Annotated in this window: 14 protein-coding genes; 5 read left to right on the forward strand and 9 right to left on the reverse strand. The window is 62.6% G+C overall.

Features of this window, described 5'->3' with window-relative positions; translation table 11 throughout:
• Window positions 1–119 precede the first annotated feature (119 nt).
• The 3 genes from CO657_RS14740 to CO657_RS14750 are packed head-to-tail and all read left to right on the forward strand — an operon-like array spanning window position 120 to window position 3,672.
• On the forward strand, window positions 120–1,259 hold the full coding sequence (locus tag CO657_RS14740; protein WP_012558583.1) for a PspA/IM30 family protein: 1,140 nt from the start codon (window positions 120–122) through the stop codon (window positions 1,257–1,259).
• A 5-nt stretch (window positions 1,260–1,264) separates the two neighbouring features.
• Window positions 1,265–1,912: an OB-fold-containig protein gene (locus CO657_RS14745; protein ID WP_012558584.1), complete on the forward strand. Its 648-nt coding sequence runs from the start codon at window positions 1,265–1,267 to the stop codon at window positions 1,910–1,912.
• Window positions 1,909–3,672 (forward strand): flotillin family protein, encoded by a 1,764-nt coding sequence (locus CO657_RS14750; RefSeq protein WP_054182778.1) that lies wholly within the window; start codon window positions 1,909–1,911, stop codon window positions 3,670–3,672. Before CO657_RS14745 ends, CO657_RS14750 begins: the two co-directional genes overlap by 4 nt.
• A gap of 22 nt (window positions 3,673–3,694) precedes the next feature.
• Here CO657_RS14750 and CO657_RS14755 read toward each other — a convergent pair whose 3' ends face one another.
• From CO657_RS14755 to CO657_RS14790, 8 genes are all read right to left on the reverse strand, one after another.
• On the reverse strand, window positions 3,695–4,435 hold the full coding sequence (locus tag CO657_RS14755; protein ID WP_054182779.1) for a metallophosphoesterase family protein: 741 nt from the start codon (window positions 4,433–4,435) through the stop codon (window positions 3,695–3,697).
• 2 nt (window positions 4,436–4,437) lie between these two features.
• Window positions 4,438–4,794 (reverse strand): hydroxyisourate hydrolase, encoded by a 357-nt coding sequence (uraH, locus tag CO657_RS14760; protein WP_054182780.1) that lies wholly within the window; start codon window positions 4,792–4,794, stop codon window positions 4,438–4,440.
• The gene (locus CO657_RS14765) at window positions 4,791–5,291 is read right to left on the reverse strand and encodes an ureidoglycolate lyase (RefSeq protein ID WP_054182959.1); all 501 of its coding nucleotides are present in this window, start codon (window positions 5,289–5,291) and stop codon (window positions 4,791–4,793) included. Before CO657_RS14765 ends, uraH begins: the two co-directional genes overlap by 4 nt.
• 4 nt (window positions 5,292–5,295) lie before the next feature.
• Window positions 5,296–5,658: a HepT-like ribonuclease domain-containing protein gene (locus CO657_RS14770; RefSeq protein ID WP_054182781.1), complete on the reverse strand. Its 363-nt coding sequence runs from the start codon at window positions 5,656–5,658 to the stop codon at window positions 5,296–5,298.
• Entirely contained in the window at window positions 5,655–6,155 is a 501-nt protein-coding gene (uraD, locus tag CO657_RS14775; RefSeq protein WP_054182782.1) for a 2-oxo-4-hydroxy-4-carboxy-5-ureidoimidazoline decarboxylase, read from the reverse strand. Before uraD ends, CO657_RS14770 begins: the two co-directional genes overlap by 4 nt.
• Window positions 6,155–7,078, reverse strand: a complete 924-nt coding sequence (gene puuE / locus CO657_RS14780) for an allantoinase PuuE (protein WP_054182783.1) — start codon at window positions 7,076–7,078, stop codon at window positions 6,155–6,157. The genes uraD and puuE overlap by 1 nt, the downstream gene beginning before the upstream one ends.
• A 113-nt stretch (window positions 7,079–7,191) precedes the next feature.
• The gene (locus CO657_RS14785) at window positions 7,192–7,899 is read right to left on the reverse strand and encodes a DUF1045 domain-containing protein (protein ID WP_054182784.1); all 708 of its coding nucleotides are present in this window, start codon (window positions 7,897–7,899) and stop codon (window positions 7,192–7,194) included.
• Between the two features lie 114 nt (window positions 7,900–8,013).
• Complete coding sequence (locus CO657_RS14790; RefSeq protein WP_054182785.1) at window positions 8,014–9,192, reverse strand: NAD(P)/FAD-dependent oxidoreductase; 1,179 nt, start codon at window positions 9,190–9,192, stop codon at window positions 8,014–8,016.
• Here CO657_RS14790 and mnmC2 point away from each other — a divergent pair.
• On the forward strand, window positions 9,191–9,922 hold the full coding sequence (gene mnmC2, locus CO657_RS14795; RefSeq protein ID WP_054182786.1) for a tRNA (5-methylaminomethyl-2-thiouridine)(34)-methyltransferase MnmC2: 732 nt from the start codon (window positions 9,191–9,193) through the stop codon (window positions 9,920–9,922). The genes CO657_RS14790 and mnmC2 overlap by 2 nt on opposite strands.
• Window positions 9,923–9,924: 2 nt before the next feature.
• On the opposite strand, the gene CO657_RS14800 is transcribed toward mnmC2, so the two are convergent.
• The gene (locus tag CO657_RS14800; RefSeq protein ID WP_054182787.1) at window positions 9,925–13,305 is read right to left on the reverse strand and encodes a response regulator; all 3,381 of its coding nucleotides are present in this window, start codon (window positions 13,303–13,305) and stop codon (window positions 9,925–9,927) included.
• Between the two features lie 309 nt (window positions 13,306–13,614).
• On the opposite strand from CO657_RS14800, the gene CO657_RS14805 reads away from it, so the two are divergent.
• Entirely contained in the window at window positions 13,615–13,914 is a 300-nt protein-coding gene (locus CO657_RS14805) for a hypothetical protein (RefSeq protein ID WP_054182788.1), read from the forward strand.
• Window positions 13,915–13,985 lie beyond the last annotated feature (71 nt).

Genomic DNA, 13,985 nt, shown 5'->3' on the forward strand with positions numbered 1-13,985 from the left:
CAAGTTGCTGACTAAGCGCATCGCTCTACGCCTCCCTCCGTCTAACGATACGTTAAACAAAGGTTGTATTTTTTGCGCCTCATCTTGAAAGCACAAAAGCGGTGCTTTATGTTTTATCCATGGCACCCACGAGCAAGACATCGCATCCGTCACTATTGCGCTACATGCTTGCGCCTGACGATCAGGCCCGACAGGCGCTTGATGACACCATTGCCGCCTATCGCAGGATGACCGACATCCTGAGCGAACTCATCGACGAAAAGGCCGGCGCCAATCTCGTGGTCCTGCATGATCTTGCTTACGAAACCGTCCGCGAGCAGACGGGCCTGCCGGCGCGGCTGGTCACACTCGGCCTTCGTGATTTCGCCGCCAATCGGGGCGTCATCCCCGATCCGCTGCAACTGCCGCTCGACGATAAGCTCTTCGCCATCAAGGGCCCCTCGGATCTCACGATCGCCACGGTGCACGGACGTGTTGCCGTGCCTTTCGATGTCGCGGGCTATTCCAAGGGATGGGAGAGTATTTTTCCCGCATACCTTGTAGCGGACCACGATCGCTACGAGATTAACATCGGCGTCACGCCGCATTCCACTCGGATGGAGGAAAACATGACGAATGAAGGCATTCTTTCACGCATGGGTCGCCTGATCGCGGGCATCGCGAATGCAGCGATCGACAAAGCGGAAGGCGTCAACAAGATCGCCGTCATCGAACAGGCTATCCGCGAGATCGATGCGGCCGCCGAGGAAGCCCGCACCGACCTCGGCAAGGCGCGGGCTGAGGAATACCGCATCCAGAGCCGCAAGGACGAAATCGTCGAAGACATGGACGCGCTCGACGCGAAGATCCGCCTTGCCGTCTCCTCTGGACGGGATGATCTTGCAAAAGCCGGCGTCGCCCGTCAGATCGATCTCGAATCCCAGATCGCAGCGCTCGACAAGGCGCTGGCCGATGCCCGGGAGCAGTTGGACGAAGGCCAGAAAGCCCTGCAGGCCGTGCTCGCCACCCGCCGCGAGGCCGACGCCCGCCTTGCCGATTTCAAGCGCAGCATCGCCAAGCATCCCGAAGAAGCCGCAGCCGGCCATAACAGACCGACGCCAGGCGCAGGTGCCGCCCGCGCCGCCGCGGCAGTCTCGCGGCTGACCGGCGTTCCCGCGGGCGAGCACACCCATAGTTCCGAATTGGACGAGCTTGACCGGTTGCACCGCGAGCGGGCGATCGAGGCACGTCTCGCACGCTTCAAGACCGATAACCGGTAACGCCGATGGCACTGTTCTTCGCCCCCGAATGTGCTCCCTTTGCCATCGCCGCCGCCGTGCTTGCGGGCCTGACGGCGATCGAGATGCTCGCGACCGTCATGGGTTTTTCGATCACCGAACTTCTCGGAAAACCGGATTTCCATGGCCATGACGGCATTGCCGGCTATCTCTCCTGGCTCAATCTCGGCGGCGTTCCCCTGCTCATTCTGCTGATGCTGACACTCGGCTTCTTCGCCATTTCAGGCTTTGCCGTCCAGGCCGTCGCCAACGCCTTCTGGGCGCCGCTGCCCTCTGTCATCGCCGTCATTCCAGCTCTCTTGATCACCTTCCCCATGGTCAGGGCATCGAGCAGAACCGTGGCGCGGATCGTGCCGCACGACGAGACCTATGCAGTCGATCTCGACGCCCTCGTCGGCCGGACCGCCGAAGTGTCCCTCGGCCCGCTCGATCAGGGACTGCCGGGACGCGTTCGCGTCAAGGACCAGCATGGAAACTGGCATGTGCTGAGAGCCAGGGCCGCCAAGGATCAGCAGCCTCTCGGGATCGGCACGCAGGTTCTCCTCGTCGATCGCAATGCAGATGTGTTTATCGCCATTCCCGCCCTGGTGGATCCCACCGGATCGGACAATCAATCTTTCACGGAGCAGTCATGATGTATGACATTCTTCTACCGGCCGGCATTGCAATCGTTCTGATCTTCGGCATCGGTTTTGTCCTCGCCTCCCTGTACACACGCTCCAGCCGTGACGAAGCCTATGTGCGCACCGGCCTCGGCGGCCAGAAAGTCGTGCTCGACGGCGGTTCGGTCGTCCTGCCGATCTTCCATTCCACGGCCAGGGTGAACCTGAAGACGCTGCGGCTGGAAGTCCGCCGCGGCGAAGGCGACGCGCTGATCACCAAGGACCGCATGCGCGTCGATATCGGCGCCGAGTTCTACGTCCGCGTCAAACCCGATGCCTCCTCGATTGCGCTTGCCGCCCAGACACTCGGCAACCGCACCAATGATGCCGAGGCGCTTCGTATCCTGATCGAAGCAAAATTCGTCGACGGCCTCCGCTCGGTGGCCGCGACGATGAATCTCGACGCGCTGCAGGAACAGCGCATGGACTTCGTCAAGGCCGTGCAGGAAGCCGTCGGCGCCGATCTTCAGTCAAACGGTCTCGAGCTCGAATCCGTGTCGCTGACGCGCCTTGACCAGACCGACATCAAGCACTTCAACGCCAACAACTTCTTCGATGCGCAAGGTCTTGCAGCATTGACCCGCATCACCGAGGGTCGCAAGAAGGAGCGAAACGAGATCGTTCGCGATACCGAAGTCGCCATCGCCCAGAAAGATCTGGAGGCCCGCCAGCAGTCGCTGACCATCGAGCGGACGAAGCGCGAGGCCGAACTCAGCCAGGAACGCGACATCGCCAACAAATCCGCGGCGACGCGCGCCGAAACCGCCCAGCAGGAGCAGGCGGCAAAACGCGCCGAGGAAGAAGCCCGCATTGCCTCCGAACAGGCGATCGCCGAACGCGAAGCAGCCGCCAAGCAGGCCCGCGAAAGCGCCAACATCGACGCGGCCCGCGCCGTCCAGCAACGCGAAACCGAAGCCAAGCGCGACCTTCAGATCGTCGCCCAGGAAAGCGCGATCGCCGTCGCCAATAAGAGCCGCGAGGAATCCGAGGCGAAGGCCACCGCCGAAGCCGCCCGAGCGCTGGCAATCGCGGCAGAGGAAAAGGTCGGCACGGCCAAGGCGATCGAGATTGCCGAGCGCGAAAAACAGATTGCCGTGATCGACGCGCGCAAGAAAGCCGAAACCGAAGCGACCGCCGTCACTGTCGGCGCCGAGGCCGAGAAGCAGGCGGCGATCGACCAGGCCGAAGCGATCAAGACGCTGGCGAACGCCGAAGCGGATGCGGCGATCATCAAGGCCAAGGGTGTTCTCGAAACCGGCAAGGCAGCGGCGGAAAGCGAGGCTTTGCTCAACGAAGCCCGCAACAAGCTCAGCCAGACCATCATCGAATTCGAGATCACCCGTGAGCGTATCCGCATCATTCCCGAGGCGCTTGCCGAGGCGGTCAAGCCGATCGAGAAGATCTCCGATATCAGGATCTTCGATACTGGCGGCATGCTCGGCCGCGGAAATGGCGGGAATGGCGACAGCGGCATCGGCCTTGGCGAGGGCCTGGCCGGCCAGCTCCTCTCCTATCAGGCCAACAAGCCGATCCTCGACAGATTGCTGAAGGAGGCCGGCTTCGAAGGCGACAATGCCATCTCGTCTCTCCTTGGAAATCTCGATGGCGCAAAACCGGCAAAGGCGGTTGCGGCTCCGGTAAAGCCGGCAATACCCGCAGCACCTCCGGCAACGCCGGCACCGGCCGCAGCCACGGCAAAGCCGATCGCCCCGTCGGCGCCGACGAAGGATTGATCGAAGGGCTGGCGGGTCTGGGCTATCTCACCCAACCCGCCGCCAATGCACTCGCCCAGTCGGCACGGCCCCTTTCGGCGGCCAGTGCCGACATCGCCATATGGTCGTAGGCGACGGATCGAAACTGCCATATCCATCCGGCCGCCGTCTTTTCCAGAATAGCGTAACTCGCCAGCGGATGGCCGGCTTCGACCTTGTGGCAGTAGGGCAGCACGTCGTCATAGGCGGGGCAGCCGACGCTGCCGGGATTGACGATCAGCCGGCCGTCGGAAAGGCGGATGGCGCGGGGAATGTGGCTGTGGCCGCAGAGGATCAGCGGCAGGTCGATGCCGTCGGCCAGCGCCTCGATCGCTTCGATCGGCTTCAGAAAGACGAATCCATCAGGCGAGACCGATTCCAGCCAATAGAGATTGTCGTCCTTCGGCGTCGCATGGCAGAGATAGGCCTCGCCGCGATAGACGGTATCGAACGGCAGGCTGCGCAGCCAGTCGAGGTGGGATGGCGTCAATTGCCGATAGGCCGCAGCATCCGAGCGATGCATCGTGGCCGGGTCCTGTTCGATCAGATAGCGGTCGTGATTGCCGCGGACCGAGGTCAGGCCGAGCGGCATCAGCAGATCCGCGGTCCGGCCGGCCTCCAGCGGGCCGCTGAAGAAATCGCCGAGATTGACGATTTCCTCGATGCCTTCAGCGCGAATATCCGCAAGCACCGCCTCGAGCGCCAGATGGTTGCCGTGGATGTCGGCGATTGCGGCAAAACGCATCCCTAACTGCCTCGATAGGTGGAATAACCATAGGGCGAGATCAGCAGCGGCACATGGTAATGCGCCGTGATATCGGCAATGCCGAAGCGGATCGGCACGAGATCGAGGAAGGCCGGGTGCGGCAGAGGCGTGCCGCAGGCCCTTAGGTAATCGCCGGCGTGGAAGACCAGCTCATAGGTGCCGGCCCGGAAATTTTCGCCGGCAAGGATGGGGCCACCGTCGACCCGGCCGTCAGCATTGGTCTCGACCGTCTTCAGATGTCTGCGCATCTCGCCGTCGAGCTGGAAAAGATCGACCCTTAGCCGTTCGGCCGGCTTGCCAAGGGCGGTATCGAGAACATGTGTGGTCAGACCGGTCATGGGGCTGGCTCTTTGATGATGTAGGGGGTTTCGAAGAAGAATTCCTCCAGATTGTTGCCTGGCCCGTCGCGGTCGACGACCAGGAAATCGGAGACCTCACCAAGCGCCATCAGCGGATGATGCCAGACGTTGCGGCGGTAGTTCACGCCCTGGTCCCCACGTGCCAGAAACACCTGCGGCCTGCCCGGGCGTCCGCTCTCATCCTCGGAGACGACGACGAGAAAAGCACGCCCGGAAACCGGCGAGAAACTCTGGCTGCCGAAAGGGTGGCGCTCCATCATATCGACATCATAGGGGAAGCTGCGCGGCTGGCCGCGAAAGAGATTGATGATGACGCGCGCGCCCTCGCCCGCCGCCTCCGCTGCGGCGAGCGCATGAAACCGTTCGGTCGTGCCGCCATTGATGAGCCGCATCGAGGCCGGATCGGCTTCGATGACCTCGCCGAAAGCAGCGAAGGCGGCGCCGGTGAGCGGGCGAATGTCGAGAAATTCGGGCATCGCCTCACTCACCTTGGGCATGCCAGTTACGGACGGCATCGATCTCACGAAGAAGCTCCGGCAGCGTCCGATAGGTCGCCTCCCAGATGTCGGAGGGATCGAGATCGAAGACATCGTCGAGGATGCGATTGCCCGTGCCGCAGATCTTCGTCCACGGCAGGCCGGGATGCTCGGTGGCAAATTCCGGATGCGTCACCAGCAGACGGGATGCCGCGGCACCGATGGTGAAGTGGCAGAAGGCCACGGCCTTGAACGTGAGCTGGTCCTCGGCGAAAGCCGCCTCATCCATTCCGCCGATGAAGGACAGCGCTTCGGATGCTGCCTTTTGCATGTCATTGAGATAGTCGATGGCACGCCCCTCCTTCATTGCGCCTCCGGCAGCATCGAGGTCAGACGCAGCAGCGCGATCTTTTCGACCTGCGCAGTCGCGGTCGCAAATTCTTCGTCCCGGCCGTTGCCGATCCGTGTTTCAAAAGCTTCCAGAATATCCTCCTTGCCGAGTCCTTTGACGGCGATGATGAAGGGAAAGCCATATTTTTCGACATAGGCCGAATTGAGTTCGGTGAAGCGGGCGTGCTCGGCAGGGCTCAGCCGGTCGAGACCGGCGCCGGACTGCTCCTTGCGGCTGTCCTCGGTGAGTTCGCCGGATATGGCAAGACGCCCGGCAAGGTCGGGGTGGGCTCGGAGCACGCCGAGACGTTCCTCCCGGCTTGCCGCGCGGAAGGCCGCCGCAAGCGCAACATGCACACCTGATGCCGTCAGCGGTTCGGTCACGCTGCCGGCATCATAGGCACGCTCGGCGATGAAAGGCGAATGTTCGAAGACGCCGCCGAAGCGGGAAACGAAATCCTCGCGCGACAGCATCAGATCGCGTCCGGCTGATGATGCTTGTGCCAGTGCTCGGCAATCTCGATGCGGCGCGGAATCCAGACTTTGTCGTGCTTCAGAACATATTCGATGAAGCGCTTCAGTGCCGCCGCCCGGCCGGGGCGCCCGACGAGACGGCAATGCAGGCCGACCGACATCATCTTCGGGCTGCCCGCCTTGCCTTCCTCATAGAGCGTATCGAAGGCATCCTTGAGGTAGGTGAAGAACTGATCGCCGGTATTGAAACCCTGCGGCGTCGCAAAACGCATGTCGTTGGTTTCGAGCGTATAGGGAATGATGAGGAAAGGTTTCCCGTCGATGCCCTTGACCCAGAAAGGCAGGTCGTCGGCATAAGAATCGGAGGAATAGAGAAAGCCCCCCTCCTCCTGCACCAGCCGCAGCGTATTGTCCGAGGGTTTGCCCTGATACATGCCGTAGGGTCGCTCGCCGGTCAGTTCAGTGTGCAGGCGCACGGCTTCGAGAATATGCTTGCGCTCCAGATCTTCCGGAAAATCCTTATATTCCAGCCAGCGGTAACCGTGGCTGGCGATCTCCCAGCCGGCTTCCTTCATCGCCGCGACGGCCTCTGGGTTGCGCGCCATCGCCAGCGTCACGCCGTAGACGGTCGCCTGCACCTTGAGATCGGTGAACATCCGCCAAAGGCGCCAGAAACCCGCGCGCGAACCATATTCATAGATCGATTCCATATTGAGATTGCGCTGCCCCGGCCAGGCGGCCGCGCCGACGATCTCCGACAGCAGGTTTTCGGACGCCGGATCGCCGTCGAGGATCGAGCTTTCGCCGCCCTCCTCGTAATTGATGACGAACTGAACGGCGACGCGTGCCTCTTCAGGCCATTTCGGATCAGGCGTTTGACGCCCGTAGCCGACGAGATTGCGCGGATAAGTCTCGGATACCATCAAATCACCTTCTGAAAAGACGAAGAACGGTAGCATCCGCAGCCGGAATGTCGAGACGGAAACTGCGCAGCGGATTTTTATCCTTTCTACGCAATATGTTAGCTTATCTCATGTCAGGCGATCTTGCGCGCGCTGACCTTGCCCATCGGGTGCAGAGAATGAACCCGGAAAGGACCGCCGGTGCCCTCTTCGATCATCAGCGCCACATTCGAAACCACGACCGGGTCGCAGAGCACGGGCTCGAAAATCGTCCGCAGCGCCGGCTCGATGCGCGGCATGTCGATCGCATTGACCGGGCCCGTCACCGGCATATGGAAGCGGAACTCTTCCATCACGTAGGGATTGCCCCAGCGATGCAGGTTGGCGAACTGCGCCGCCGACAGCCCGTCCGGATCGCTGCGTTCGATGTCGGCTTCGCTCAGCGGCGCGCGGAAACGGTCGAATTCCTGCACGATCGCCGAAGCGAGATATTGGATCTGCTCGCAGGGAACACTCGGCAGCAGACTGTAGAAATTGCCGAGCCGGGCGACTTCGAGACGCGGAATCTGGAAGGGTAGGACAGTCCCGGAAAAACGCATGAGGTCGCGCAGGAGTTGCGATTCGGGCAGCTCCGGACACAGGTGGAACGGCGCCTTCAAAAGGCCGTGAAAACCATAGCGCCGCGGCACCGCCGTGTGGAAGGCAATCTCATGGATGCCGAGGCCGCGAACGGCCGGAGGCTCCAGCATCTCACCTGAAAACACGTTTCGGCCAAGCCAATGGGCGGCCATGAGCGATAGCGGGTCGCTCGCCGGAGGCGTGAAGCAAATGGCATAGCGCATGCGATTTCCTCCATCGGGAAAAGGAGCGCCGGTGATTTCAGGCGCTGTCGATGCGCAAGCAGATAGGTGATTTGCATGACAGAATAACGAAACGAAGCGGCGCCGAATTCACGTTTAACGTGAAGCGGCTGCGATATGGCCTGATATCCCGAAGCTTTCCGGCAGCAAAAATCCGCAGTCTGTATCGCCTGCAATACATATCGCCGCCTCCGCCAGCCGGTGCGCGAGGCCGAAACTGACCTTGAAGCCGCCGGTCAGCGCGATCAGGCGCGGGTGATCGGGATGGCGGCCGATCATCGGATCGCGGTCGATCGCCTTGGGGCGAAGCCCGGCCCAGCGTTCGACAACAGGCGCATCGCCAAGGATCGGCGCGATCTCCCGCGCCGTTTCGATCAATGCGTCGAGCTGGGCATCGGTCGAAGCGGGATCGTCGAAACGGTTTTCGCTGGTGCTGCCGATCGCCGCATGGCCGCCCTCATGCGCGACGATATAGAGCCCGTCGAGGAAGATCGTCGGCAGCCCCGGGTCGATCTCGGCTTTCAACAGCGCCGCCTGTCCCTTGACCGGCTGGCCAAGCGGCTGTTTCAGTCCCGGCGTCAGTCCCTGCAGCACCGGAAAGGACTGATGGCCGGCAGCCAGGATGCAGCGATTGAAAGCAATATTCTCGCCGCCTATGGCGGCCGTGCCGCGATCCGGATCAAGGCCGGCAACCGTTGCATGCTCGAGAATGCGCACATGTTTTGCCCGCCGCAGCAAGGCGACGAGGGCCGCAATCAGCGAGCGGGGCGCAACGCGGGCGGCGAGCGTGTCATGCACGAAACCGCTCTCGCCGGCAGAGGCCTCGATCCAGCCGCCGACCGGCGGGCCGTCGAGCACATGCCAGTGGAAGCGGCGCTCGCCAGCCTGCCAATGGCGTTCGGCGTCCTCACAATGGCGGCGGGCGATCTTTTCGAGATGCGGCTTCGGCAGCGGGATCAGCCGTCCCGAACGCCGATAGCCGGCCGAAAGCCCGGTCGCCGCTTCGAGCGTGGCGATCTCGGCTTCGAGCGACACCAGCGCATCGAACTGGAATTGCTTCTTCTCGGACCACCGATCCGGCATATGCGGCATCAGCGCGCCGAGCAGGCCGCCGCTTGCGCCTGCGCCCAACCTGCCGGCGTCGGCGATGACCGTGCCGATGCCGCGACGCTCGGCATGGACGGCCGCCCAGAGCCCCATGATGCCGCCGCCGACGATCAACAATTGGCAGGACGATTGACCTGAGACCGGCCGAGGATTATCGGCTTTTTCCATGACAGACGTGAACCCCGATCAGATTGGCGCGGGCGCGCCGCAGCCGCTCGAATGGCGCGACGGCGATATGCCTTATTCCACTGCCTTTGGCGATCATTTTTATTGCCAGACCGATGGCCGGCTGGAATGCGGCCATGTCTTCCTCGCCGGCAACGGCCTTCCGGAGCGCTGGGACGGGCGGCAGGAATTTTTGATCGGCGAACTCGGCTTCGGCACCGGTCTGAACTTCGCCGAGACCTGGCGGCAATGGAAGCTGCAGCGCGCGGCAGGCCAGCAGCTGCATTTCATCTCCTTCGAACTCCACCCGATGCGCAGCGAGGAGATCGGCCGGGCGCTCTCGCACTGGCCGGAGATCGATGCCGAACGCCAGGCGCTGACGGCGTCCTGGCCGCACCCCCCTGCCGATACCGTCTCGCTCGATCTCGACGCCCAGACAAGGCTCAGCGTCGTCTGCGGCGCAGCACTCGACGGCGTCGCAGCCGCAAAGCCCGGCTTCGACGCCTGGTATCTCGATGGCTTCGCCCCGTCGCGCAACGGCGACATGTGGTCTGAAGAGTTGATGCGGCGCGTCCACGAAAAGACCACGCCCGGCGGCACCTTCGCCACCTATGCGGCGGCCGGCTTCGTCCGCCGCAATCTCATCGCGGCAGGTTTTTCCGTCGAACGCCGCCAGGGCTTTGCCGGCAAACGCGAAATGCTCTGCGGCATCAAGACGCCCGAAACGCACTGAGATCAGTAGCTGGTGCGCCCAGGTTGCCGATCGTCCTTGCGGAGCCACTGCCGGATCTTCTCCTCCAGCAGTTCCGGGCTGATCGGCTTCGACATATAGTCGTCCATGCCGGCATCGAGGCAGAGCTCGCGATCGCTTTCGAGCGCATGGGCGGTGACGCCGATGATCGGCACGCGGTGGCCCTGCCCCTTTTCCCGTTCGCGGATCGTTTGGGTCGCCTGATGGCCGTTCATGACGGGCATCGACACGTCCATCATGATGATGCGCGGCGCATGCCGCTCCCAGGCGGCGACCGCCTCTTCGCCATTGTCGACGACGAGGAAGGAAAGGCCGGTTCCCTGCAGGATCTGCGTGAAGACGATCTGGTTGACCTCGTTGTCCTCGGCGACGAGCACGTCGACGAATTCGGCCGCCCGCTGCTGCGGTAGGGGTGCAGGCGCCGGCACAGGTGCTACCGCTTCCGCCTGCAGCCGGGCGATCTCGGCCTCTGAAACCTGCTTGACGCGGCTGGCGCGCACCACTTCGACGACCGTATTGCGCAGCACGTTGGCGCGCGCCGGCTTCATCAGATGCGCGTGGCCGTTCAGCGCCGCGAATTCCTTTTCGGTGCCCGAAATATCCATCGACGTGAGGAAGATGATCGGCAGCTCGACGAAGCGGCGATCGGCGCGCAGCCGGCGCGCGACATCGGCGCCGTTCATGTCCGGCATGTGATAGTCGAGCACGACGGCATCGACGGTGATGCCGAGATCGGCCGCCGCCTCGAGGATCGCCAGACCGGTGCCGCCGCCCTCGGCGGCCACGCCGTCGAAGCCCCAGAGCGACAGCTGCTCGGTCAGGATGCGCCGGTTCACGTCATTGTCGTCGACGACAAGGATGCGCGCACCCTGGACATTGATTGGCAGCGGCTTCGGCTCGAGCCGGGCGGCCGCCACCGCGAACGGCAGGTTGACGGTGAAGACCGAGCCCTTGCCCCATTCGCTCTCGACATTGAGATAGCCGCCGAAGAGATCGACAAGGCCGGCGGTGATCGCAAGGCCGAGACCCGTTCCCTCATGCCGCCGGGTCGAGGAAGCATCGACCTGCGAGAACTTGTCGAAGACCGATTCGAGCTTTTCGGCCGGGATGCCGATACCGGTATCCTCGATGCGGATGCTCGCCATGATCTCGCCGCCCGCGGCCGCTTCGAAGCCGACATCGACGAAGACATGGCCGCGCTCGGTAAACTTGACTGCATTGCCGACGAGATTGGTGACGATCTGGCGGAAGCGCCCGGCATCGCCGATCACGGCGGCCGGCAGATCGGGTGCGGCGCGCACCAGCAGTTCGATATTCTTCTCGGCCGCATGCGAGGACAGCAGTGTCGCCACATCCTCCACCGCTTCGGTGATGTCGAAGGCGGCTCTGCGCAGTTTCATCTGCCCGGCATCGATCTTCGAGAAATCGAGGATGTCGTTGATAATCGTTAGCAGCGCATTGCCCGATTTGACGATGATGTCGACGAAGGTCTTCTGGCGCGTATCGAGATTGGTCTTGGCAAGCAGCTCCGCCATCCCAAGCACGCCGTTCATCGGCGTGCGGATTTCGTGGCTCATATTGGCGAGGAATTCGGATTTGGCACGGTCGGCGGCTTCGGCGCGCGACAAGAGATGGCGCAGTTCCTCCTCACGGCTCTTCAGCTCGGTGACGTCGGTGAACAGCGCCACCCAATGCTGTCCCTCGCTGACCATCGCATCCATGTTCACCCAGCGCTCGCCGCCGACATGGAAGACGGTGGAAATCGGCTGCCTGGCGGCGATATTGGCGCGCCAGCCCTCCAGGATCTCGTCGGCCGCACCGTGGAAATCGCCGCGCGCCGCACAGAATTCGAACATGCCGAGCCAGCCCTGCCCGGCCTCGATATAGGCGGGCGGAATCTGCAGGATAGCGGCCATCGCCTCGTTGGACATCTTGATGATGCCGTCCTGGACGATGGCAAGACCTTGCGACATCGCATGCGTCGCATCGCGCATCATTTCGCCGACCCGCTCCAGCGCGGCGCGGGTCTCATGGATTTCCTTTTCCCGCTCGCGCACCGCCGAAATGTCGGCATAGGTGAGCAGAATGCGGTCGTTGGAGATGCGGCGGCTGTCGAAGATGACGGATTTTCCGCCCGCCCAACCGAGCTCGATCGGCTCCGGCTCGTCGGTCTCGAACAGGTGCTTGCGGAAGGCGTAGATCTCTTCCGGCGTCTGCGTGCCGTCGTAGCGGCCGAGCTCGTTGTTGCGGCGGATGACGTCGACGAAATGACGGCCGTCGAAAGGATCGTCGAGCGGCAGCTCCCAGATGCTGTAGAATTCGTCGTTGGCGGAGAGAATCCGGTGGTCGTTATCGAGGATCAGCACGCCGATCGGCAGCGAGCGCAGGATGTTCTCGATATCCCGATGCAGCGCTTCTTCCTGCCTCTTCGCCTCGATCAGCGCCTTCTCCCGCTCCTTGAGCGGCGCGATATCGGAAAAGGAGCCGACGACATAGGTGCGCCCATCCGCCGTCACGACGCGGTTGACCCGCGAGATCAGCGGATGAATGCGGCCATCCCTACCCGGCATCTGGCTTTCGATTTCCTTCGACAGTCCGTCTTCCAGCGCCAAGCGGTTTTCTTGGTAGATCGCCTCTCCCTCCTCCGGCCCGAACATTTCGTGCTCGGTCATCCCCAGCACCTGAGAGCGGTCGTAGCCACCGAAGGTCTCGTAATATTGGTTGGCATAGACGAGGCGATGTTTGTCGTCGCGCACGAAAACCGCGACCGGCAGGTCCTCCATGATGGTGCGCAACAGATCGCCTTCGTTGACGCTCTCGTGCCAGCGCGTATCGCTGCGAGCAACCGGCTTTGCTCCGGTGCGGTAGGCGGCGTTGACGACCAGCGGGCGCCCGTCCTCAGCAAAGATGCCGATCGGATGGTCGAGCTTTTCCAGTGCCTCGCGCACCTGGGCAAGATCGGAATCGTTTACAGTCCGAGGGCTGCCGCCGGTCTTCCTGCCAACGGCGCGGCTATCGCGTACTTCGAAAATGCCGAGCACATAGGCCCGCTCCGGCGACGGTGAAAAACTTTCGATCTGGATGCGCTCGTGGCCGAGGCCGGCAGCATCGAAACAGATGGCGCTTTCCTCGGTGCCGAACACCAGCGCGCGGCGTTCCCTATCCTCGCGCTCCTCTTCCTCGGGACGGTCGAAAAGCTCGCGGCTGCGCCTGCCGATGAAATCGGAAATCTCGCGGCCGAGGAAATCGGCATAGGCCTCGTTGACGGCGACATAGCGCAGTTCGCTGTTCTTGACATAGGCCGGGGTGTCCAGATCGGCGATCCGGCGGCAAGCCAATTCCAGTATGTCCCCGGCTGATTTCAAGAAATTATCGCTCCCGCAATGAATGAAATATCAACTACAAAGATTATAACGCCAAGGCTTTTAACAAGGTTTTAACCATAAATTTCAGCAGCGTATTTTTACAAGTCGGCTCATCAAGCTAAGCCGCCGCACATCGGCACCCGGACTTCCTATCTTCACCACCCGCTCATTCCCTTGCCGCGCCGATTTTCGTTGAAATCATGACGAAAATTTAATGCGCGAGACGCTTGCACGGCCATCGCGCCGCCGCGATCCGGGCGGAGTCTGAACACGGCTTTATGGAAGCCAGTCTAGATCAAGGAAAATAGCATGTCCGTTCTTCATAAGACCATGGCGACGGGCCTGATCGCGCTGACCCTTGCCGGCGCCTCACTCGCCACCGCCACCACCGCCGATGCCCGTCCACGCGATGCCTTCTGGGGCGGCCTTGCCGCCGGCGTCGTCGGCGGTGCCCTGCTGTCCGAGGCCGCCCGCCCCGCCTATCCCGCCTATCCCTATTACCGCCCCTACCCCGTCTACAGAACCTATTACCGGCCGTCCTATTGCCACCTCGAATGGCGCTACGACCGTTGGGGCCAGCCCTACCGTGTCCAGGTCTGCCCGGAATAGAACCGCACCCGGCGCCGCTTGACCTCCCGGCGGCGCCGGCCCACCCCAACGGCGAACTTCGGCATCTTCCC

This window comes from Rhizobium acidisoli (assembly GCF_002531755.2).
Lineage (GTDB): Bacteria > Pseudomonadota > Alphaproteobacteria > Rhizobiales > Rhizobiaceae > Rhizobium > Rhizobium acidisoli.

What these genes read in the sequence shown, in the direction of transcription:
- CO657_RS14740 (WP_012558583.1), top strand. Translation starts at nt 120, where the DNA reads ATGGCACCCACGAGCAAGACATCGCATCCGTCACTATTGCGCTACATG.
- CO657_RS14745 (WP_012558584.1), top strand. Translation starts at nt 1,265, where the DNA reads ATGGCACTGTTCTTCGCCCCCGAATGTGCTCCCTTTGCCATCGCCGCC.
- CO657_RS14750 (WP_054182778.1), top strand. Translation starts at nt 1,909, where the DNA reads ATGATGTATGACATTCTTCTACCGGCCGGCATTGCAATCGTTCTGATC.
- CO657_RS14755 (WP_054182779.1), bottom strand. Translation starts at nt 4,435, where the DNA reads ATGCGTTTTGCCGCAATCGCCGACATCCACGGCAACCATCTGGCGCTC.
- uraH (WP_054182780.1), bottom strand. Translation starts at nt 4,794, where the DNA reads ATGACCGGTCTGACCACACATGTTCTCGATACCGCCCTTGGCAAGCCG.
- CO657_RS14765 (WP_054182959.1), bottom strand. Translation starts at nt 5,291, where the DNA reads ATGCCCGAATTTCTCGACATTCGCCCGCTCACCGGCGCCGCCTTCGCT.
- CO657_RS14770 (WP_054182781.1), bottom strand. Translation starts at nt 5,658, where the DNA reads ATGAAGGAGGGGCGTGCCATCGACTATCTCAATGACATGCAAAAGGCA.
- uraD (WP_054182782.1), bottom strand. Translation starts at nt 6,155, where the DNA reads ATGCTGTCGCGCGAGGATTTCGTTTCCCGCTTCGGCGGCGTCTTCGAA.
- puuE (WP_054182783.1), bottom strand. Translation starts at nt 7,078, where the DNA reads ATGGTATCCGAGACTTATCCGCGCAATCTCGTCGGCTACGGGCGTCAA.
- CO657_RS14785 (WP_054182784.1), bottom strand. Translation starts at nt 7,899, where the DNA reads ATGCGCTATGCCATTTGCTTCACGCCTCCGGCGAGCGACCCGCTATCG.
- mnmC2 (WP_054182786.1), top strand. Translation starts at nt 9,191, where the DNA reads ATGACAGACGTGAACCCCGATCAGATTGGCGCGGGCGCGCCGCAGCCG.
- CO657_RS14790 (WP_054182785.1), bottom strand. Translation starts at nt 9,192, where the DNA reads ATGGAAAAAGCCGATAATCCTCGGCCGGTCTCAGGTCAATCGTCCTGC.
- CO657_RS14805 (WP_054182788.1), top strand. Translation starts at nt 13,615, where the DNA reads ATGTCCGTTCTTCATAAGACCATGGCGACGGGCCTGATCGCGCTGACC.